This is a genomic window from Myxococcus sp. AB025B (assembly GCF_006518215.1).
In the GTDB taxonomy this organism is placed as follows: domain Bacteria; phylum Myxococcota; class Myxococcia; order Myxococcales; family Myxococcaceae; genus Myxococcus; species Myxococcus fulvus.
Window position 1 is genome coordinate 13,733 of the sequence record NZ_SRLW01000039.1, and the last position, 20,690, is coordinate 34,422.

The 20,690-nt window shown below is 70.0% G+C and carries 19 protein-coding genes; 11 read left to right on the plus strand and 8 right to left on the minus strand.

All coding sequences use genetic code 11. The annotated features are described in order from the left end of the window. The first annotated feature begins 72 nt into the window (after window positions 1–72). A complete protein-coding gene (locus tag FL311_RS08965) occupies window positions 73–1,536 on the plus strand; it encodes a hypothetical protein (protein ID WP_141324523.1) in 1,464 nt (487 codons plus the stop codon). Further along, window positions 1,533–2,708 carry a hypothetical protein gene (locus tag FL311_RS08970; RefSeq protein ID WP_141324524.1) on the plus strand — a complete coding sequence of 392 codons (1,176 nt, stop codon included), beginning with the start codon at window positions 1,533–1,535 and terminating at the stop codon, window positions 2,706–2,708. The genes FL311_RS08965 and FL311_RS08970 overlap by 4 nt, the downstream gene beginning before the upstream one ends. Window positions 2,709–2,713: 5 nt before the next feature. On the opposite strand, the gene FL311_RS08975 is transcribed toward FL311_RS08970, so the two are convergent. Continuing rightward, complete coding sequence (locus FL311_RS08975; protein WP_141324525.1) at window positions 2,714–3,496, minus strand: alpha/beta fold hydrolase; 783 nt, start codon at window positions 3,494–3,496, stop codon at window positions 2,714–2,716. A 20-nt stretch (window positions 3,497–3,516) separates the two neighbouring features. Continuing rightward, a complete protein-coding gene (gene corA / locus FL311_RS08980; protein ID WP_141324526.1) occupies window positions 3,517–4,458 on the minus strand; it encodes a magnesium/cobalt transporter CorA in 942 nt (313 codons plus the stop codon). 80 nt (window positions 4,459–4,538) lie between these two features. Between corA and FL311_RS08985 the strand changes: the two genes are divergently transcribed. The 3 genes from FL311_RS08985 to FL311_RS08995 are packed head-to-tail and all read left to right on the plus strand — an operon-like array spanning window position 4,539 to window position 7,721. After that, complete coding sequence (locus tag FL311_RS08985) at window positions 4,539–5,696, plus strand: hypothetical protein (protein ID WP_141324527.1); 1,158 nt, start codon at window positions 4,539–4,541, stop codon at window positions 5,694–5,696. Continuing rightward, window positions 5,696–6,520 (plus strand): HAD-IIB family hydrolase, encoded by an 825-nt coding sequence (locus tag FL311_RS08990; RefSeq protein ID WP_141324528.1) that lies wholly within the window; start codon window positions 5,696–5,698, stop codon window positions 6,518–6,520. The genes FL311_RS08985 and FL311_RS08990 overlap by 1 nt, the downstream gene beginning before the upstream one ends. Before the next feature lie 4 nt (window positions 6,521–6,524). After that, the gene (locus tag FL311_RS08995) at window positions 6,525–7,721 is read left to right on the plus strand and encodes a class I SAM-dependent rRNA methyltransferase (RefSeq protein ID WP_141324529.1); all 1,197 of its coding nucleotides are present in this window, start codon (window positions 6,525–6,527) and stop codon (window positions 7,719–7,721) included. Window positions 7,722–7,906: 185 nt separating this feature from the next. Here the strand turns inward: FL311_RS08995 and FL311_RS09000 are convergent, their stop codons facing one another. The 3 genes from FL311_RS09000 to FL311_RS09010 all read right to left on the minus strand — a co-directional run bounded on the left by FL311_RS09000 (window position 7,907) and on the right by FL311_RS09010 (window position 9,832). Beyond that, complete coding sequence (locus FL311_RS09000) at window positions 7,907–8,329, minus strand: hypothetical protein (RefSeq protein ID WP_141324547.1); 423 nt, start codon at window positions 8,327–8,329, stop codon at window positions 7,907–7,909. A gap of 102 nt (window positions 8,330–8,431) precedes the next feature. After that, window positions 8,432–8,857 carry a hypothetical protein gene (locus FL311_RS09005; RefSeq protein WP_141324530.1) on the minus strand — a complete coding sequence of 142 codons (426 nt, stop codon included), beginning with the start codon at window positions 8,855–8,857 and terminating at the stop codon, window positions 8,432–8,434. 33 nt (window positions 8,858–8,890) lie between these two features. Further along, window positions 8,891–9,832, minus strand: coding sequence for a hypothetical protein (locus FL311_RS09010; protein ID WP_141324531.1), 942 nt, complete (start codon window positions 9,830–9,832; stop codon window positions 8,891–8,893). A gap of 273 nt (window positions 9,833–10,105) precedes the next feature. Here FL311_RS09010 and FL311_RS09015 point away from each other — a divergent pair, with 273 nt between their 5' ends. The 3 genes from FL311_RS09015 (at window position 10,106) to FL311_RS09025 (ending at window position 12,911) form a co-directional block, all read left to right on the plus strand. Then, window positions 10,106–10,738 carry an alpha/beta hydrolase gene (locus tag FL311_RS09015; protein WP_141324532.1) on the plus strand — a complete coding sequence of 211 codons (633 nt, stop codon included), beginning with the start codon at window positions 10,106–10,108 and terminating at the stop codon, window positions 10,736–10,738. Window positions 10,739–10,899: 161 nt separating this feature from the next. After that, window positions 10,900–12,699 (plus strand): S8 family serine peptidase, encoded by a 1,800-nt coding sequence (locus FL311_RS09020; protein WP_141324533.1) that lies wholly within the window; start codon window positions 10,900–10,902, stop codon window positions 12,697–12,699. Next, a complete protein-coding gene (locus FL311_RS09025; protein WP_141324534.1) occupies window positions 12,696–12,911 on the plus strand; it encodes a DUF5818 domain-containing protein in 216 nt (71 codons plus the stop codon). The genes FL311_RS09020 and FL311_RS09025 overlap by 4 nt, the downstream gene beginning before the upstream one ends. Before the next feature lie 299 nt (window positions 12,912–13,210). On the opposite strand, the gene FL311_RS09030 is transcribed toward FL311_RS09025, so the two are convergent. Beyond that, window positions 13,211–14,395, minus strand: a complete 1,185-nt coding sequence (locus tag FL311_RS09030; protein WP_305036143.1) for a type II CAAX endopeptidase family protein — start codon at window positions 14,393–14,395, stop codon at window positions 13,211–13,213. 192 nt (window positions 14,396–14,587) lie between these two features. Here FL311_RS09030 and FL311_RS09035 point away from each other — a divergent pair, with 192 nt between their 5' ends. Genes FL311_RS09035 through FL311_RS09045 form a run of 3 tightly spaced genes read left to right on the plus strand, consistent with a single transcriptional unit; the run spans window position 14,588 to window position 17,547 of the window. Continuing rightward, complete coding sequence (locus FL311_RS09035) at window positions 14,588–15,907, plus strand: hypothetical protein (RefSeq protein ID WP_228556768.1); 1,320 nt, start codon at window positions 14,588–14,590, stop codon at window positions 15,905–15,907. Further along, complete coding sequence (locus FL311_RS09040; protein ID WP_141324536.1) at window positions 15,908–17,092, plus strand: cytochrome c3 family protein; 1,185 nt, start codon at window positions 15,908–15,910, stop codon at window positions 17,090–17,092. It abuts the gene before it with no gap. Then, window positions 17,092–17,547: an Ig-like domain-containing protein gene (locus tag FL311_RS09045; protein WP_141324537.1), complete on the plus strand. Its 456-nt coding sequence runs from the start codon at window positions 17,092–17,094 to the stop codon at window positions 17,545–17,547. The genes FL311_RS09040 and FL311_RS09045 overlap by 1 nt, the downstream gene beginning before the upstream one ends. An 18-nt stretch (window positions 17,548–17,565) precedes the next feature. On the opposite strand, the gene FL311_RS09050 is transcribed toward FL311_RS09045, so the two are convergent. Together FL311_RS09050 and FL311_RS09055 are read right to left on the minus strand one after the other, a co-directional pair. Continuing rightward, complete coding sequence (locus FL311_RS09050) at window positions 17,566–18,063, minus strand: DUF6265 family protein (protein WP_141324538.1); 498 nt, start codon at window positions 18,061–18,063, stop codon at window positions 17,566–17,568. 73 nt (window positions 18,064–18,136) lie between these two features. Beyond that, window positions 18,137–20,689: a 1-acyl-sn-glycerol-3-phosphate acyltransferase gene (locus FL311_RS09055; protein ID WP_141324539.1), complete on the minus strand. Its 2,553-nt coding sequence runs from the start codon at window positions 20,687–20,689 to the stop codon at window positions 18,137–18,139. Window position 20,690 lies beyond the last annotated feature (1 nt).

A 20,690-nucleotide genomic window follows, 5' to 3' on the forward strand; every position in this document is an offset into this window, starting at 1 on the left:
AGCCTGACACGCTGGTCGTTTCACTCTTCCCCGAGCGGCGCTCCTCTCGTCTTCCCGGAGGCAGTGCGCGCGATGGCCTTGCCCGCAGAAGTCCGTATCGAACAGGTCGCCCGAGAGGACCTGGTGATGTTCGTCAACGCGTGCTTCTCCTGCACCGGCCAGCGGGAGTTCTACGGTGACGCGCGCGGGCAGTCGGTCTCCATCGAGTTCCTGCACCAGTACATCCTGGGCAACTACCGGCGCCTCTACCGCCGCACGCTCGCGGCGGGCATCAACCACTTCAACCAGGCACAGATCATCCTCAACCTGCTCGCCGCCGGCAGTCCCGTGGACCCCGCCGGGCGAGCGGAGGAGGGGGCCCTCATCGCCGCGGCGCTGCGCCGGCTGCCCACGCAGCGCGCGTTCCGGGTGTTGGAGTCGCTGCGCTCGCGGCGCGTCAACAACCGCCGCAGCCGCGCCATCGTCCGGGAGTACCTGGCCGGGCGCTCGAACCTCTCCTTCGACGCGGTGAAGTACCGCTCCAAGCTGCGCGCGGCGGTGGTGCACGGGCACGTGAAGCTGGAGGGCGAGCTGGGGCCGTTCCTCTTCAAGGGCTGGAAGAAGCGGGTCTTCACCCAGCCGCTGCTCGAATCCTTTCGTCGGGCGCACTTCGCGCAAGAAGCGCTCTACGAGCTGCCCTACACGGTGGCGGAGGGACTGGCGCAGAAGCACGGCGTCCCGCGCGACGTGTTCCTCCAGCGCATCGAGCCGCGGCTCACCCAGGCGGAGCGCCTGCGACTCCAGGAGTCCGCCGCACGCGAGGGGGGCGTGGAGCCGGCGGTGGACCTGTCCCGCGCGCCGCTGACGAAGCTCGCGCTGTATGTGTTGTCATTGAAGGCGGAGGCGCGGGCCTCTCGCCGCGAGGAGTTGCACACGGCGCTGGAGGGCTCGGCGGCGCGGGTGCTGGCGCGCGCGAAGCCCGCGTTGGGGAAGGTGGCGGCGGTGTTGGACCGGAGCTATTCGACGTCCGGCTCGCTGCAGAAGCGGCGGCGTCCGCTGGCCGTGGCGCTGGCGACGCACTACCTGCTGTCCTCCGCGGCGCGGGAGTACCGGGCCTTCTGGACGGGCGAGCCCGTGGAGGACCCGTTGACGGTGTCGGCGCGCGGGCAGACGGACCTGGCCACGCCCCTGTTGGATGCGCTGGAGTGGGGCGCGGAGCTGGTGGTCATCGTCTCGGATGGCTACGACAATGACCCGCCGGGCGCGGTGGCGGAGCTGACGCGGGTGTTCCGTGAGCGCCTGGACCGGGGCCGGCGCACCGCGCTGGTGCACGTCAATCCCGTCTTCGACGCGGAGGAGTACGCGCCGCGCTCGTTCGGCGGAGCGGTGGCCACGGTGGGCGTGCGAGACGCCGAGGACGTCCCGACGGTGCTCGGCTTCGCGCGCTTCGCGGAGGGCACGGCGTCGCTGGCGGAGCTGGAGCGCTACCTGTCCGGATGCGTGGATTCGTGGCTGAAGCCCCAGGTGCAGGAAGGCGCGGACGAGGTGGAGGCATGAGCGACACGCGACTCATCCGGCGACTGGAGGCGCACGGGCTGCGCTTCGCGCCAGCGCAGGCGTGGAACCGCATGCGGCTGGTGCCGGTGCTCCGCGACGAGGTGCGGGACGACCTGCGCTTCGCGCGCCGCGAGTACTCGGAGTGGGCGGCGGTGGTGTCCCTGGAGGGTGAGCTCGAGGGCCGCGGCCTCAAGTACATCTCCTACGTCCCGCACGGCATGGTGGTGAGCTGGGGCCAGCGCCAGGCGGACGCCGTCTACGGCACGTGGCTGAACGCGCGTGACGGCAAGAAGGTGATGGCCGGCCCCGTCCCGGTGCGCCTGTTGCATCGCATGGTGCACCGCGAGGACAAGAACCAGCTGCGCATGTTGCCCCTGCATCTGGCGATGGAGGGCTTCCTGGCGCAGCACTTCGGCGGGCCGGAGATTGCCTGGTCGGAGTACTCGCGCGACGCGCTGACCTACGGGCTCAATCCCCGCATGGAGTCCTCCGTCCCCGGGTGGCTCAGCTCGGTGTTGGACGGGGCGCTGCGCACCTTCGAGGTCCACGAGAAGCAGGTGGGCCTGCTGCTCTTCAACGCGGATGAGCTGCTGTCCGCCTTCGTCGTCTCACATCCCGACGACTACCGCGTCCTGCACCGCACGCTGCTCGAGGACTTCTACGGCGAGCTGCTGCTCCAGTACGGCTATCTCCAGGAGGTCGTCGAGCTGTGGACGCCGCTGGACGCGAAGCGGGTGTCGAGCCTCGGTGAGCTGCGCGCGGAGGTGACGCGCATGCGCGAGGACTGGGGCGCCTTCCACGGCTTCATGGCCGGAGGCCTCTTCGGCGTCGAGGTGTCGTCACAGAAGGTGTACGAGGCCGGCCCGTATCTCCTGCAGCGCTTCCACACGAGCCTGGTCCCGTCGGCGGAGAACCACCTGGGCGAGGCCATCGTGGACAAGGACGGCACGCTTCAATACCTGAAGACGTACCGCCTCTCCGCGGCGCAGACGCGTCGCGCCTACCTGCTGCAACGGCTCGCCCAATCCCGGTGGAACCTGGACGAGGTCGCCGAGCACATGGGCTCCACCCGACAGGAGCTCGTCACCCGCATCCAGAACGCGGGCTTCGGTTATCTCCTCAAGGCGCATGTCCTCGAGGAGGCCCGCCGACTGGCGACCCGTGGGCGCTGAGCTCCTCAGAGTGACGCGAGGAATGAGTCCAGCACCGCGTTGACGCGCTCGGGCTGCTCCTGGTTGGCCAGGTGCGCGGCGCCGGGGATGACCTCCAGCCGGGCTCCTGTCACCAGGTCCGCCATCTGCTTCGCCTTCTCGGGCGGGGTGATGGCGTCGTGCTCTCCCACCACCATCAACGCGGGCCCCGCGTAGCGCGCCAGGATGTCCTTGCTGTCGGGACGCAGCGCCATGCCACTCTGGGCGGCGGCGATGGCCTGGGGCGAGGCCGCGCGCATCTGCGCCTCCACCGCGCGACCCACCTGTGAATCCGCCCCGCCGCCGACGAGCTTGGGCAGCAGGGCCTGGATGACAGGCTCCACGCCCTTCTCCAGCGCCTCCTTCGCGGAGGCCTCGCGGCGCGCCTTGCCCGCGTCGTCATCCGCGGTGCACTGCGTGTCCATCAACACGAGGCCCGCCACCCGCCCCGCGTCCTCGCGCAGCAGCGCCATGGCCGCGTAGCCACCCATGGACACCCCGCCCACCACGGCCCGGTCGATGCCGAGCGCATCCAGCAGCGCCAGGGTGTCCTGGGCGATGAGGGACATGAGGGTGGGGCCCTCACCGAGCCCGCTCCCGCCGAAGCCCCGCGTGTCCGGGAGGATGAAGCGGTAGCGGCCCGACAGGGCCTTCACCTGCGCATCGAAGGACTCCCCGTTGAGGGGAAAGCCGTGCAACAGCACCACCGCCGGGCCCTGGCCCACGTCGCGGTAGTGCAGGGGAAGGCCATTCACGGTGACGGTCGGCATGCATCCTCCAGCGAGCGGCCTCACAGCCACTGCTTGTGTTTGAACCAGAAGAAGAGGGACACGGGCAGGGCGACAATCGAGACCCACATGGCGATGTACGAGCCCCGTCCCGACAGCGCGTCGAAGTTCTGTCCGAAGAATCCGACGATGAACGAGAGCGGCAGGAAGATGGTGGCGAAGATGGTGAGCTGCTTGGTGATGTCGTTCGTCTTGTTGGCCACCATCGACAGGTAGCCGTCCATCACGTTGCCCAGGATGTCGCGGCCCGCGTCGATCTGCTCGTACAGCCGCACCAGGTGGTCGTACACGTCGCGGAAGTAGAGCGTGGAGCGCTCGTCGACGTGGGAGATGCCCCGCCGCGCCATCAGCCCCACCACGTCGCGCTGGGGGGAGAGCACCCGGCGCAGCTGCACCAGCATCCGCTTCAGCTCGAAGATGCGCTGCAGCTGGGTCTTCTCCGCCTGCTCGAAGATGGCCACCTCCAGGTCCTCCAGCTCGTCGCTGAACGTGTCGAGGATGGGAAACTGGGCATCCACCAGCCCGTCCGCCAGCAGGTAGAGGATGAAGTCCGTGCCGCGCCCCAGGGTGGTGGCGGGGTCCGCGCGCACGCGCTGTCTCACGGACTCCAGCCCGTCGAAGGGCAGCTCATGCACGCTGATGATCCACTCCTTGGCGAGGAAGAAGTGGTGCTCATGGAGGGTGAGCTGGCAGACGTCCTTGCCCGCGCTGAAGCCCTGGAGCACGACGAAGACGTGGTTGGGGTACTCCTCCAGCTTGGGGCGCTGGTCCAGGTGGAGGCAGTCCTCGACGGCCAGCTTGTGCAGGCCGAAGCGCTCGGCGAGCCGGGCCATCTGCGCCTCGTCGGGCTGGAGGACGTCGATCCACTTGCGCCCCTCCTCGGCGAGCAGCTCCTCACCCCCGGTGAAGAGGGCTCCGTCCTTCAGCAGACAGACCTGAATCATCCCGTAGCGCTCCCGGGCCTTGCGGCGCGGCCCCGGTCCGAGTGCTAGAACTCCCCCGCGCGGAAGTCGAGCGCTAGAGTGTGCCCCCCGTGTCCGCAGACGCCGAGAACCCGCAGGCCTCCCTGACTCCGAGGCTCGAAGAAATCCTCCAGGCCCACCCCGACGGCGCCTTCGCCGGCCGGCTGCGCAAGGTGTACGCCGCCGCCGCCCAGGCCATCGCCCGGCTGAGCGACATGGACCTGGTGAAGTACGAGACGCCCGTGGTGGATTCCAGCCCGGACCTCTCCCTCTGGGAGGAGATGGCGCCCGTCATCCGTGACACGGTGATGGACGTCAACGCGCTCCTCAACGTCATCCGCGTGCAGTTCCCCGCGCAGCCCGGTGGAAACCTGGCCGACCTGGTCCTGAGCGGCACCAAGGACCCGGGCATGCTGATGCATGACGCGATGACGCAGCTGGCCCAGGGAATCACCCAGCTGGGCGAGGCCATGCGCAACCCCTCCGTGGTGAGCGACCGGTGGACGCTGCTGGCGGAGATACAACGCTTCCGCTCGAGCTTCCGTGAGCGCGTCAGCAACCTCGTGTTCGAGACGGCGAGCACGCTGGGCGAGGTGACGCGGGCGCAGGTGGTGCCCGGCCACGAGGCGGAGGTGAAGGCCGCGGTGACGGTGCGCGCCATCTCCGCGGACCTGGGCCGCATCCTCACCGCGAGGCTCAACAAGGTGCGCGAGGCGGAGGCGCAGGACGTGCAGTGGAACGCGCAGCAGCTCCAGACGGAGATGGACGCGTTCGGCCGCACGGCCGCGTACCGGAACCTGCGCGCGCAGGACAAGCGCCACATCGTGGAGATGCGCGCGGAGGTGGGGCGGCTGGCCATCCTCGCCAACCCCTCTCGCGAGGAGCTGCTGAAGGTCGTCAGCGAGCTGGACACCTTCGTGCGCGGCCTGTCCGCTGTGAACCAGCGGCAGATCCTCATCATCCACGACCGCGAGGTGTGGGCCTCCTGCGGCGTGAAGCTGGAGCGGGCCCTGTCGCTGGTGGACGAGGACGCGCCGGTGTCCGCGCGGCTGCTCGCCGAGGCGGCCCAGGCGGCCCAGGCGCTCTACGGGCGCGCGTCGGACATGGACGCGTTCCTGCGCAAGGCGCGCAAGCAGCCGCTGGCCCAGCTCACGGGCCCGGAGCTGGGCGCGACCATCGAGATCTTCCAGGGACTGCTCGCCCAACTGGACGTGATGTGATGCCGGCCTCCAGCAAGGTCGTGACGCCGCGCCCGCTGCGCGAGGCGGACCTGTCCCGTGTCGAGGGTGTCTTCACGGACGTGGATGGCACGCTGACGACGGGCCACAAGCTGCGCTCGGACACCGTGCGAGCGCTGGAGCGGCTGTCCGACTCCGGGCTGCGCGTGGTGCTGGTGAGCGGTCGTCCGGCGGGGTGGGGCGAGGCGTGGGCCCGACAGCTCCCGGTGGACGGCGTCATCGTGGAGAACGGCGGCCTGTTCTTCCTGCGCGGCAAGCGAGGGCTGCGCAAGGTGTACCTGGAGTCGCCCGCTGAGCGCGTGGCGAACCGGCGCCGGCTCCAGGCCGAGGTCGCCCGGGTGTTGAAGCAGGTGCCCGGCGCGAGGCTGTCGGTGGACAGCGCGTACACGGAAGTGGACCTGGCCGTGGATTACAACGAGGAGGCCCGCCTCGGCGAGGAGGGCGCCTCTCGCATCGAGTCGCTGCTGCACGCGCGAGGCGTGACGGCGGTGCGCTCGTCGGTGCATGTGAATTGCTGGCTCGGCCGCTTCGACAAGCTGAGCGCGACGCGGAGATTCGCGCGGGTGGCGTGGGGCGAGAAGCTGGAGCCCCGGGACGGCCGCTACGTGTACGTGGGGGATTCTTTCAACGACGCCCCGATGTTCCAGGCTTTCGAGCTGGGAGTGGGCGTGGCCAACGTGCGCGCGGTGCTGGACCGCATCGACGCGCCGCCGGCCTTCATCACCCGGGCGGCGGAGGGCAAGGGCTTCGAGGAGCTGGCCCGGACGCTGCTGGCCCGGCGGAGCCGAAGGGCTCGTGAGGAGTGACACCGTGAATGTCGTGAAGTTGGAGCTGGCGCGCGGACTGGGACGGCACCTGCGCGCGGGGCACCCGTGGGTGTTCCGCAAGGCGCTGGAGCACGTGCCGCGCATCCCCGCCGGCAGCGTGGTGGACCTGACGGAGAACGGGAAGTTCGTCGCGCGCGGGTATTACGACCCGCACTCGGCCATCGCCGTGCGGGTGCTGACGCGCGACTCGCGGGACACGGTGGACGCGGGCTTCATCACCCGGCGCGTGCGCCAGGCGCTGGCCGAGCGCCAGTCGCTCATCGACCTGACGGACACGGACAGCTACCGCCTGATCCACGGCGAGGGCGACGGCCTGCCGGGCGTGGTGGTGGACCTCTACGCGGGCTGGGCGGTGATGAAGCTGTACTCGGCCGGCCTGACGCCGTACCGGCCGCTCATCATCGAGGCGCTGAAGGCCGGAGTGCCGGGGCTCAAGGGCATCGTCGGCCGCGACGAGGTGGCGCGCGACGACGTGGAGGAGGACGAGGGCCGGGGCACCGGGCGCATGCTGTACGGCCCCGAAGCGCCCGAGCAGATCGCCATCCGCGAGCGCGGCGTCACCTTCATGGTGGACGTGTGGCGAGGGCAGAAGACGGGCTTCTTCCTGGACCAGCGGGAGAATCGTCACCTCATCCGTCGACTGGCCAAGGGCCGAGACGTGCTCAACTGCTTCAGCTTCAGCGGCGGCTTCTCCGTCAACGCGGCGCTGGGCGGGGCCAACAGCGTGTTCTCCGTGGACCTGGACCCGGAGGCCATCGCCCTGGCGCGCGAGAACTTCACGCGCAACGGGCTGCCCGCGGAGAAGCACGACTTCCTCGCGGCGGACGTGTTCAAGGTCATCCAGTCCTTCAAGGACGAGGGCCGCACCTTCGACCTGCTCATCCTGGACCCGCCCGCCTTCGCCAAGAGTCAGCGCGCGGTTCAGGCGGCCATCGACGGGTACGCGTCGCTCAACCGTCAGGCGCTGGGCATCCTCCGGCCCGGTGGGCTGCTGGCCACGGCGTCGTGCTCAGCGCGCGTGAGCCCGGATGAGTTCATGGGCGCGGTGCGCGAGGCGGGCTTCAAGGCGGGCGTGGACCTGGCGCTCGTCGAGGAGCGCTACCAGCCGCCGGACCACCCGGTGCGCCTGCAGTTCCCGGAAGGGAAGTACCTCAAGTTCTACGTGCTGCAGGCCGTCTGACGCGCGCTTGCTGCTAGCCGTCGCGTGGGGGCGCCGCGGAGCTTGGGGGATGAGTGTCGCTCCCTCCCGGTCGGGGAGGGGGCGTGCCCCAGGCGAGTGGCCGTGCTCCGGCCGGTGCCTCACCACCCTGGCTTGATGCGAGGCGCGAGAAGCCGAGGCATGCGGCTGGCGGACTTGCGCCGCGCTCACGTCCCGAAGACGCGCGACGCCACGCGGTCCAGCACGGTGGTGCCCCACGTGAGGCTGGCCTTCATCAGCCGCTCCATGTCCTTCGTGAAGGCGGAGCCCGCGGGCAGCCGCGTGTAGTCGCGGCTGAGGAACAGGCTCTTGTTCTCCGTCTCGAAGTCCACGGTGCCGCCGCCCGCGTCGGTGCCTTCCTCCGCCTCACGACGGAAGCCGTCGATGACGCCCGGCTTCGGGTCCTCGCGGAAGCGGTACACCAGCGCGCTGCACTCGAGTGTCTGCGTCGCCTCGTGGTGCTCGAAGTAGAGCTGCGCGTCGCCCACCATCGCGCCGCCGAAGCCCTGCGCGTTGAGGCCCTCGCTCATCCCCGCGCCCTGCGTCTGCAGGTACCAGCGCACCAGCTCCCGCGCGGCCTCGCGAGTCATCGGGCCGCCCGGCGGGGGAGGGGGCTTCGCCAGGCCCATGGTCGACAGGAGCCACTGCAGGTGGCGGGAGAACGCGAGCGCCATGTCCGAAGCCCTCCTACGTCACTTCGCGGGGATGACCTTGGAGGCCACGCGCTCGAACACCTCGCTGCCCCAGCGCAGGCTCGCCGCCATGAGCTTGCTCAGCTCCGAGGCGAAGACCAGGTCGATGGGCGGCGTCTGGTACGAGCGACTGAGGAAGAGGCTCTTGCTCTCCGACTCGAAGTCCACCGTGCCACCGCCGGCGTCCGTGCCCGCGGCCTGCTCGGCGCGGAAGCCCTCGAGGACGCCGGGGCGGGGCGCGTCACGGAAGCGATAGATGAGGGCGCTGCACTTGAGCTCGCCGGTGTCCTCGGAGTGCTCGAAGTACAGCTGCGCCTCGCCCACCGACACTCCACCGAGCCCCTTGGGATTGAGCCCGGGGCTCAGGTGGACGCCCTGAGCCCGAAGATACTCCTGCACCAGTTGAGTGGCCTCGTCACGCGTCATGGTGGTGGTTTACCACGACTGGCGTGTGGGCCATCAGAACTGGCCGGCGCGAGCCTGCTCGAACGGGACGCGGTGGTTCAGGTACGTGCCCACCAGCGAGTGCGCGCCCGAGAACACCGTGTCCTCGGAGAAGTAGTGCACCTGCGCGCCCTTGCCCGCGTGGCGCAGCAGGTCCGCGGGGCTCCAGCCCTTGCCGCCCAGACCGAAGAGCGTGGGGACCGCGTCGCGGTTGTTGATGTAGTGCACGTAGTTGGGGCCGTCCGGATAGGTGCAGGCGGCGGCCGCGAACGTCTCCACGTTCAGCTTGCTCATCGTCTGCTCGACCTGCTCCTTCGACATCCCATCTTCGATGCGCAGCCGGCGCGCCACATCCGACAGCGCGCGCGAGGTGATGAGGCCACCCTGGCTGTAGCCGACCAGGTGCACGTCCCGGCCCGCCTTCAGCTCGTTGTAGACCGTGTCCGCCAGCGTATCCACGGCCGGGTTGGTGCCCTTGTCCAGCTTGTCCTTCACGGCCTGGAACAGGTCGGCGACGGTGCCCTGCGTGGAGTTGTGGATGCCGATGGTGCGCATGCCCGTCGTGTCCGCGAGCGCCTGCAGCTCCGCCGTCTGCTTGGCCAGGTCCGTGCGCATGCCGTTGGTGTAGATGACCGTGGCCGTCGCGTTCGGGTTGTTCTTCGGCGTGAAGGCGGGGATGTCGCTCAGCGGCGTGCCGGGCTCGAACGTCTGGCCACCCGCGCCCACCAGCTTGCCGTCGTAGACCTTGTCCTTCGAGCCCGGGGGCGCCGTGAAGACACCGGCCACCGTCGCCGTGCCCCTCGCCTTGCCGCTCTCGAAGCCATCCACCACCGCGTTCGCGCGCGCCGCGCTCGGCTGCACCGCCGGCGTCGCCACGGTGTTCACTTCCGACGTGCGACCAACAGGGGTCCGGGGGGTGGTGCCGACGACGGGGCGGCCACGCTCGATGGTGCTCATGCTGGAGGGCTCCTGCGGACTACAACGGGGGGATGGAAGATGACGTCCTTGCCCCATTGTCCCAGGAAGCCGTCCGAAGTTGCGCACGAACGCGGTAATTCGCTCCAAACACTCAATTCCGACGCGATGCGTCGTGGTGACTTGTTGCGTCACATCCCGAGTGAAGCGGGGAAGCCGAGCCGAACCCGAGGTGATCTCCAGGGTTGGAGGCCTTCCGAGGGGCGGCGCGGGCAGGAGTATCGGTCCGGCGCCCGCCCTCCTATGGTGGGTTTCATGGTCCAGAAAGGTCAGTTCCTGGAGCGCTCCACGCTCATCCCCGTGGGCGCGGAGGTGATGGAGGGCACGGCGCATCGCGGCAAGCGCGCGCCTCCGTTGCTCATCATCCCGCCGCGGCCGGACGAGGGTGGGGGGATGGATCACGTCATCGCCGCGGAGCTCGCCTGGGCGGCGGCCAGCGCGGGCTTTCCCACCCTGCGCTTCAATCACCGGGGCGTGGGCGCGAGCCAGGGCAAGCGGGGCAAGGACCTGGCGTTGCTCGAGGACGCCGAGGCGGCGATGCGGGTGCTCCTGGAGACGGCCGGCACGAGCGCGGTGGCGGTGGCGTCGCTGCACGGCGGCGCGCAGGTGGCCCTGGCGCTCCAGGCGCGCTTCCCCGCCGTGGGGGGCCTGTGTCTGGTCGCGCCGGCGGACGTGGACCCGGCGGTGCTGGGGCGCGTGACGTGTCCGTTTCTGGTGGTCCAGGGGGAGGGGGACGCACGGATGGCTCGGGCGGCGGTGTCGGCGGCGGTGGCCCGGGCCGGGGGGGATTTCGAGGTCATCGACGACGCGGGCGCCACCTTCCAACGCAACCTCCCGCAGGTGGGGCACGCCCTGTCCACCTGGCTCCAGCGCCTCTCCGGCGGTTGACCGATGCTCCGCAACCCAGCGGACTTCTTCACATTTCTTCAGCCTCCCGCACTTGCACGCCGGGAGAGTGGGCGTACAGACTGTCCGTGCAGACCCAATCGTTTCTCCGTTCGTTCGTAGGGTCTTCCGGAAGCGTGCCTCGTTTCTCAAGGAGCAACCCGATGCGGATGGTGCGATGGAGTTTGGGCGGAGCCGCGCTGGCCCTGGCCGTGACGGTGGCGCCCGCGTGCAAGTCCGCCCAGAGCGAGTCCGAGCGCCCGGCGCCGCCCCCCGCCTCGCTGGCGGACGCGGTGGACGTGGTGCCCCACGCCATCGTCGTGGACTTCAAGGACGGCACCACCAAGGCGGAGTTCGACGCCTGGGAGGCCGACTGGGGCGTGGACCTGGAGCTCAACTCGGTGGAGAGCGCCGACGAGGCCCTCACGCTGGCGGTGGGCGTGGACGACGTGGCGGGCGTGCTGGAGAAGATCCGCCAGCACCCGAGCGTCGAGGCCGCCGAGCCGCTGATGGAGGTCCGCGCGAGCTTCACGCCGAATGACCCCGAGTACGCGCGGCAGTGGAACCTCCAGATGATCGACATGCCCAAGGCCTGGGAGCGCAGCCGGGGCAAGGGTGTCGTCGTGGCCGTGCTGGACACGGGCATCGCGTACGAGGACCACGAGGACTTCAAGCAGGTGCCCGACCTCAAGGGCGTGAAGTTCGTGGCCGGCTACGACTTCGTCAACGACGACGAGCACGCCAACGATGACCACGGCCACGGCACGCACGTGGCGGGCACCATCGCGCAGGCCACCAACAACGGCGAGGGCGTGGCGGGCGTGGCCTTCGAGGCGACGCTGATGCCGGTGAAGGTGCTCAACCACTTCGGTGGTGGCACCACGGCGGACATCGCGGACGCCATCCGCTTCGCGGCGGACAAGGGCGCCAACGTCATCAACATGTCGCTGGGCGGCGGCGGCTATTCGCAGGTGATGGCGCAGGCGGTGGAGTACGCCCGCAAGAAGGGTGTCACGGTGGTGGCGGCTGCGGGCAACGGCGGCCGCGCGCACGTTGAGTTCCCCGCGGCCTATCCCGGCGCCGTGGCGGTGTCGGCGGTGGGGCCGGAGGGCTCGCTGGCGCCGTACTCGTCCTATGGCAAGGAGCTGGACATCGCCGCGCCCGGTGGTGACAAGCGCCGTGGGGACGCGGGCGGCATCATCCAGAACACCATCGACCCGAGGGACGTGTCGCGCTCCGTCTACGCCTCGTATCAGGGCACCAGCATGGCCACGCCGCACGTGGCCGCGGTGGCCGCGATGCTGTACTCGGCCGGCGCCAAGGGGCCCGACGAGGTGGAGAAGGCGCTGTATGCGGGTGCGACCAAGGTGGCGGACCAGGCGTGGACCGAGCAGTACGGGCACGGCCTGCTCAACGCGGAGGCGTCGCTGGCGTCGCTCGGCGGTGGGATGTCGCGCTGGCCGCCGCTGTACTGGGCGCTGGCGCTGCTGGCCTTCGTGCTGCTGACGCTGCGCGGCCGTGAGCGCCCGGGTTACCTCAACGCGCTGCTGCGTCCAGCGTTCTTCGTGCCGCTGCTGCTCTCCACGGTGGGCGTGTACTTCGTGCGCGCCTGGTTCATGGGCACGGCGGGCGCCGCGGGTGACGTGGTGGAGATGGCCTCGCTGCCCATCCCGGATTGGGAGCGCATCATCTTCGGCCGGGGCCGCACGGTGAACCCGCTGTTCTACAGCGCGCTCATCCCCGTGCTGCTGTCGCTGCCCGCCATCGGATGGAAGGGGATGCGCTCGGCGGTGGGGGGCCTCGCGCTGGGCTTCGCGGGCTTCCTGGCGTACTCGGCGTGGGCGGGCGCTCCGGCGCTCTCGTGGATGCCCTTCGCGTTCCTGGCGAAGCCGTGGCTGGGGTTCAACACGGTCGTCTGCCTCATCGTCGCCCGCGCGATGCTCAAGCGTGAGGACGTGCCGTGACGCTCACCGGGCGCGTGGTGTACCGCGACCTCGAGACGGGCGTCTGGGTGCTGGAGGCCGATGACGGCACCACGTACCAGCTCGCGGGTGGCGACCGGCACCTCAAGAAGGACGGCCACCGCATCGAGGCCGAGGGCCGCGTGGACAAGGACGTGCTCACCGCCGCGATGGTGGGGCCCGTCTTCCACGTGAGCTCGTATCGCTTCGTCTGACTCGGGGACTGGAGTCCGCTCCGGCCCTCCCTCGTCGCGGAAGACGTCAGGTGCTGGCCCGTGAGCATGGGCCAGGCGCGGGTACGTCCTGCCGCCAGCGTTCCTGTCCGCGATGGGCTCGTGGGCGCGCTGTCTTGTGACGTGGCACGCCGCGCCGAGACGACCATCGTCAGGGCGACGTGCCGAACCGCGCTTGCTCCATGGCATGAGGGCCGCCAGCGTCGGGGGGGCGGCACCACGTACGCAAGTCGTTCAGTGAGCGGCGCCCATCAGCGCCCGACCGTTGGCTTCGCGCCCGCTCACGGTGACTTGGTACCGCCTTCGGCCTTGTGCGCGCGCGCCTGACGCGTGCGCTCCTCGCTGTAGGCCTCCAGCGGAGCCTCGCCCCGGCGCACGGCCTCGCGGAGCTCCTGCAACGACTCCCGCTCCGCTTGGAGCCCCGCGGGCGCGTCCTTCTTGAGTGGCGCCAGCGGGTGGGCCACGTCATGGAGGTTGAGCGCGATGCCGCGCCGGTCCACCACGGCGAGCAGCACCAGGGACACCGTCGCGGCCACCACCCACGGCAGCACCAGCTTCGCCAGCGACGGCACGGGCTTCGTCTCCCTCGCGCGCTCGTCGCTCACCGCGATGCCGGTGCCCCAGACGGGAACCCACCGTGACATGCCCAGCAGCGCGAGCACTCCCGCCCAGCCGAGGCTCGCCAGCATCAGCACGTCCTGGGGGTTGGTGTCCGTGTCCGCGGCCTCGGTGCCCATCGACTTCGCCACCAGGAACGCCGCCGAGGACACCAGGTTGTTGGCCGCATGCGCGGCGATGCCGGGCCACAGCGAGCCGGTGCGCAGGTAGAGCCAGCCGAACAGCAGGCCCAGTTCCACGCGCGCCACGAAGCCCACCGGGTCCAGGTGGAACGCGCTGAACACCACCGCGGAGATGACCAGGGCCGTCGTGGGCGAGCGCGGCGACGGGGACGTCAGGCCCCGCTGGAAGACGCCTCGGAAGAACAGCTCCTCGCAGATGGGCGCGGCGACCGTCACGCCCGCCAGGATGATGGCCAGCTCCACCGGCGTCTGCTGCTCGAAGAGCCGCGAGCCATCGAACATCTCCTTCATCCACTCGGGCGCGAGCTTCTGCGCGGTGAACTGGATGGGCACCACCAGCGCGAAGAAGTTGGCGATGCCCAGCAGGAAGCCGAAGAGCGTCGACACCGGATGCAGCGGCGTCAGCCCCGTGAAGAGCGCGGGCTTCCATCCTCCGAGGCGCGGCAGCAGCCACCCCAGCGCCATGAAGATGAACACTTCGGTGAACCAGATGCCGAAGGCCGCGTTGAGCAACTGGACGGAGGCGCCCACCAGGATGTAGAGCACCAGCGCCAGGGCCGCCCCGCCGAGCGCCAGCATCCGAGGGCTCCTGGGCTCCGGAAGGGGAGGCTCGGAGGGGCCCGTCGGCCCGAGGGGCGCGGCGTCGCTGGGAGCGGAATCTTCCAATTTGTCGTCTCCTTGACGCGAAAAGCTGAACTGTCGCGACAGCAGGTTCTCTATACTGTCAGCACCTTGACGTCCTACATCCTGGCTCGAACGGTGCAGCGGACGTGGTGGAAGCCCCCTCGAATCCTTGGTGCCGTCTGTGCCCTGGGCCTGGGGCTGGGAGCAACGACGTCGCACGCGTCGGCGTTCCTGGTGGAAGCGCGAACCGAGGCGCAGGCGTACCAGATTCGTGCGTGGCGTGGCAGCACGTCGGACGACCCGGTGCTGCTGCCAAGGCGGCGAATCGTCCAGTACCTGGGGCTCAACGCCTTCGAGCTCGCCACGGGGCAGGACCTGGGCTTCGAGTCCAACCTGCGCATCTGGGCGGACTTCGGTCTGCCCAAGGGTGAGGCCGAGCGCGTCGACGGGCTGAAGTCCGAGGACGCGGAGCTGCTGCACGCGTACGTGCGCTACGCGAACGGCGGCTTCGAGGGACGGCTGGGCCGTCAGCTCTACACGGACGTCTCGGACATCATCGCGTTCGATGGTCTGCGCGCGCGCTACGTGACGCGCATGGGCCTGGGCGCGGAGCTGTACGGCGGCCTGTGGGTGAAGGGCGCGAGCTTCCTGGGCTCGTCCGTGTATCAGCCGGACGGTACGCGGGAGAGCGACTCGCGGCGGCTGGACCAGGGCGTGGCGGGCGCGGACCCCACGCTGGATTCGATGGAGCCCGTCTTCGGCGCCAAGCTGCTGCTCGAGGACCTGAAGGGCTTCAACGCCGCGGTGGGCTACCGCAAGGCGATGGTGGAGGGGAAGACGGACCTGGAGCGCGCCACGGTGGAGGCGCGCTACGGCCGGGGCCTGGGGCTCAACGCGCTGGCTGGCGTGGACTACGACGTGCTGCAGGGCAAGGTGGCCCAGGTGCGCACGCAGGTGCGCTGGGACGGCACGCGCGTCGCGACGACGCTGGAGGTGATGCGCCTGTCGCCCGTGCTGTCGGCGGACTCCATCTGGTACTACTTCGCGTGGGCGCCGCGCGACGAGGCGCGGGTGCGCGTGGACGTGTTCACCCCCGGCCCGCTGCGCTTCTACGTGCAGGCGCTGGGCAGCCGCTACAACGAGAACGTCAACCCGGAGATGGCCATCGCCTCGCAAGTGGACGCGGAGGGCGCGCCGGAGTCCACCAGCGTCGGTGGGGCGGCGGGCGCGGCGTGGCGCTCGGGCGCGTTCCGCTCGGCGCTGGACGTGACGTACCGCACGGGCTTCGGCGGAGACCAGCTCTGGGGCGACCTCACCGGTGGCTACACGTTCGACCGGGAGCGCTTCACGCTGGACGCGCGGGTGTCCTTCGCGCGCATCTTCGACAGCTTCAACGCGCGCCTGGGGGGCAACTTCTACGGCGCCCAGGTGTGGGCCAGCCGGGCCCTGACGCGCGCGACGCGGCTGTCGCTGGTGGTGGAGCAGAACTTCAATCCCTTCACCGACTCCGACACCAAGGCCTTCCTCCTCTTCGACCTGAAGGCGAGCTTGTAGATGCTTCACCGTCAGAACCGACATGCGCTGCTCGCCCTGGCCGCGCTCGCCATGCTGGTGGGCGCCAGCGTCGCCTGGGCCGCCACGGCCCGCGAGCGCAGCCTGGCCGTCTATCCCGCCCAGCACGTCCCGCTGCGCTTCGACCACGCCCAGCACCTGGAGGCGGGCGCCGAGTGCACCACGTGCCACGACTCGGCCCGCGCCAGCGCGTCCTCCAAGGACCTGAACCTCCCGGGCCACGAGGAGTGCGAGACCTGTCACGACATCGAGGCGGGTCGGAAGGGCAAGCCCACGGACCCTCCGTCCGCGTGCAACACCTGCCACCCGGGCTTCGACGCCACCGTGCGCAAGGAGCCCGCGAAGCTGTCCATGCCTCCGGCCAACCTGCACTTCAGCCACCAGCAGCACGTGGACAAGAAGGTGGAGTGCTCGGTGTGCCACGGCGAGATGAAGGACGTGAAGCTGGGCACGCGAAACCAGCTGCCGAAGATGGCCACGTGCTTCAAGTGCCACGACGGCACCGTGGCCTCGAACACGTGCGCGACCTGCCACCCGACGGAGCCGTCCGGCCGGCTCAAGCTGACGTTCGACTCGGGCCTGCTCAAGCCCATGCAGGGCAACCCGCTGGGCCTGGACCACGGCCCGCGCTTCGAGTTCAACCACGGGGCCCGCGCGTCGACGGACCGGCTGGTCTGCATGCAGTGCCACAGCGAGAGCTACTGCCAGACGTGCCATGACGGCATGCAGAAGCCGCTGTCCATCCACCCCAACGACTTCATCACGCTGCACCCGGTGCAGGCTCGGACCAACTCGCCCCGGTGCGAGAGCTGCCATCGTGCCCAGTCCTTCTGCGCCGCCTGCCACGAGCGCGCGGGTGTGGGCATGGACGCCGCGAAGTCGCTGCGGCCGCGCAACCTGAAGGTGCACCCGGACTACGCCACGTGGGTGGAGCTGCCCGGACCGCAGCACCACGGCATCGCAGCGTCGCGGGACTTGACCAGCTGCATCTCCTGCCACCGCGAGGAGTCGTGCATGAGCTGCCACTCGGAGCTGTCGCCGCGGCGGCAGATCAACCCGCACCCAGCGGGCTTCGCGCAGTCGTGCAAGAAGCTGGCGTCGGCGAATGACCGCGCCTGCCTCAAGTGCCACTCGTCGGAGAGCCTGGCGCAGAAGGGGTGTCGCTGATGGGCGCGCGCTCGAGTCGGTTCTTCGCGGGCGTGCTCGCGCTGTCGTCGCTGTCCGGGTGCCTGGAGCCCGGAGATGCCATCTACCTGCCGCGCGACACCGTGCCGCCCCGGGTCGTCTCGACGGCGCCCGGAGGAGGGGAGACGCTTCCGAGGGGCGGCTCCCTGCGCGTCACCTTCTCCGAGGCCATGGACGTGCGCAGCCTGCGCCCAGGCTTCGCGGTGTTCTCAGGTCGGGACGAGCTCCCGCTGGTCCTCACCGCGCCGCCCGTACCGGAGCTGGACGAGGACGTGGAGCGGGGCGACGTCCCGTACACGGTGGAGGCCGCCTTCGCCGAGGGCGTCGTGCTGACGCCCAACACGCAGTACACGCTGGTGCTGCGCACGGTGCTCACGGACTACGAGGGCAACCCGCTCTCCAGCGAGCTTCGCATCGTCTTCCGCAGCGCGCCGTGAGCCCGCGCGCGCCCGCTGCTACATCTGGAAGAACTCGAAGCTCTGTCCCGCCTCCTTGCCGTCCTTCGTCCCCTCGATTCGGGCGGTGAGGCGGTTGGCGGTGGGGCGCTGGTAGAAGATGCGCTGCGGGTAGTCGTGCTGCGGGTTCTCGAACAGTACGCCGTTGCTGTTGCAACGCAGCATCTTGAAGTCCGAGGGCGGGCGTCCCATGGGCTGGGCCACGAAGTAGAGCCCGTCCTTGCGCGCCTCGATGCGCATGTACTCGAAGAACACCGTCTTGCCCTGGACGATGGTGCGGCTCACCCCGAAGAGCGTGCCTCCCGCCGCGGGCGTCCAGTGCTCCTCCGTGAGGTTGCCGGCCGTGTCCTGACGCCAGCTCCCCGACAGCCAGGCCACGTCGTGGATGGACGCGCCACACTCGCGCGAGGCCGGCTCGCGGGTGTTCGGCGTGGAGCCGCAACCGAGAAGAGGGGTGACACCGAGGACGAGGGCCAGGAGGGCAGGGCGAGCAGTCATCCGCCCATCCTCCCATGCCCCGCTGACGGGCCGCACCGTCCTCGAGGAGGCGGCGCGGCCCGGAGTCGACACGTCAGCGCTGCAGGTACTCGCGGATGCTCTCGACCAGCTGCTTGCGCGCGTCCGCGTCCGTCGCCTGGGGACCGACCTTGAGCTTCTTGTCCTCCTCGACGAGGAGCTTCTGGTCCTGCAGGTACGTCACCGCGTTCTCCAGCGTCACCTTGGCCAGGGACTCGGCGGCGGTGATGCGACCGGCGTGGTACTCGGCGCGGCCTGTCTCCAGGGCCATCCGGAGGAAGGCCTTGCGGTCCTCGGCGACGCCCGTGGCCACGTCGTTGAGCGTCATCGCGGCCAGCAGGTACGCCTCCAGGTAGTCGCGCAGCAGGTCCGCCAGGAACTCCAGCTCCGGCTGGGCGTGGGGCTCGGGCGCGACGCTGAGCGTGTCGCCCTCGTGCATCACCAGGCCCATGCGCACCAGCCGCTCCACCGTCTCCGCGAAGATGGTGTCGAAGGTGGTGTTCACCCGGTAGATGAACTCGAGCTTGAACAGGCGCGAGAGGAACAGCGCGCGCGCCTTCACGTCGTCGTACGAGGCGGACGTGCCGGCGGCCAGCATGGCGTTGGCCACGAGGCTGCGCGCGGCCACCAGGTTCATCAGGGTGTTCTTGTAGAAGGACATCTCCGCGCGGCGGTCGTCCTCCACCTGGTAGATGACGTCACCCTTGGCCTCCTGGGTGCGCACCATCTCGTCGCCGATGAAGGTGCGCATCGCGTCCTGGATGGGCCCCATCGTCTCGGGGTTGCTGGGGGCGTTGCCCAGCTCGCGCGACTGCGGCGCGCCGTCCTCCTGGGCGATGCGGCGCAGGATGCTGATGCGGTCCGCCAGCTCCCGCTGCGTCAGGCCCCGGCGACGGTGCGCGAGCAGCGACGTGCTCACCAGCGCGTGCGGCGTCACGGTGGACACCTTGCTGATGCCGTACATCACGCGGTTGCCGAGCGCGCGGACCAGGCCCTTCTTCTGCTCGTCCGTCACCGGCTGCTCGGGGTCGAGCCCGCGCTCCTTCATGAACTCCACGAGCGAAATCGGCTCGTCGAAGCCCAGGTGGATGCGGCCGTAGCGCGCCGCGAGCACCTTGGGCGTGCTGAGCAGCGCCTTGAGGTCCTCGGGCTTCTTCTCCCCGCCCGCCAGCTCCTTCGAGTAGCTGCCCGACTCGACGACCTTCTCGTAGTCGATGGCCACCGGGACGAAGAGCAGGTCGTTGCGCGCGCCCTCGAGCACCGACTCCACCTGCCAGGTGAACATGCCCAGCTTGGGGGAGAGCAGCTTGCCCGTGCGCGAGCGACCGCCCTCGGGGAAGAACTCCTGGTGGATGCCGTCGTGCACCAGCTTGCGCACGTAGGCCTTGAAGGACGCGGCGTAGACCTTGTCGCCCTTGAACGAGCGGCGCAGGAAGAACGCGCCGCAGCGGCGGAAGATGCTGCCCAGCGGCCAGAAGGACAGGTTGGCGCCGGCGGCCACCAGCGGCACCGCGTAGCCGCGGTTCCACAGCACCCAGCTCATCACCAGGTAGTCCATGTGGCTCTTGTGGCTGGGGCACAGGACGATGGGCGCGCGGGTGGCGGCCTTGAGCGCGCGGTGCAGGCCCGCCTCATCCACGTGCATGCCGTCGTAGATGCGGTTGAACACCCAGTCGAGCAGCGGCGCCACGAAGGCCAGCGTCGTGGGGCTGGGCTTCGCGGCGATGGCCTCCAGGTTGCGGCGGGCCTCGCGCAGCACGCTCTCCTGCTTGCGGCCGGACTGCGCGGCGTGCTCGTCCACCACCTTGCGCAGCTGCCTGTCGCGCAGCGTCTCGTCGATGATGCGCACGGCCGGCTTGGCTGGCGGGCCGAACACCGCGCGCGTCTCACGGGCCAGGTGCACGTGCAGCGTGCTGCGCACCTTGCGCGCGAGCACCTCCACCGAGTCCTTCGGGTTCTGCTCGGCGAAGGCGCGCAGGTCGATGGGCTCTCCCACGCGGAACTGCGCGCGCTTGTAGTTGCGGAAGAAGGCCAGCATCGAGTGCAGGAAGCCCGGCGCCTCGGGGCTGCCGAAGACGACGTCCACCCAGTTGGGCTTGAGGCGCGCGCTGCGCTTCTCCCAGACGAACAGCTCGGGCACCAGGTACACGGGCCGGTCCGACGTGCGCGCCAGCTCCACCAGGGCGGGGAAGGGATCCTCGTGTGTCTCCTTCCCGGACGCGTGCAACAGCGCCGTGCGCCGCAGGAAGACCAGGCCGCTGCCTCCCTGCTGACGCGCGTACTCGAAGCGCTCCAGGAAGGCGCCGGACTGCTTCGTCTGGCGCCACGGCTTGGTGAACCACGGGCGCAGGTTGGCCACCGCCCGCACGGGCGGCAGGCTCCGGCGCACCATGGCCCAGGTGAGGTAGAGGAAGTTCACCCACGCCGTGGAGCGCATGACGTGCACCACGAACCCCTTGGCGTGGAGGTTTCGCAGCTCGTCCTCGGCCTCGGGTGGGAAGTGGACGCTCTCCAGATAACGAGTGCCCAGCGCCCGGCTCATCGGGCCGAACTCCGCCTTCAGCAAGGACTCTCCCTGATTCGCAGACTGCGACAGCGCGGTTTCCAAG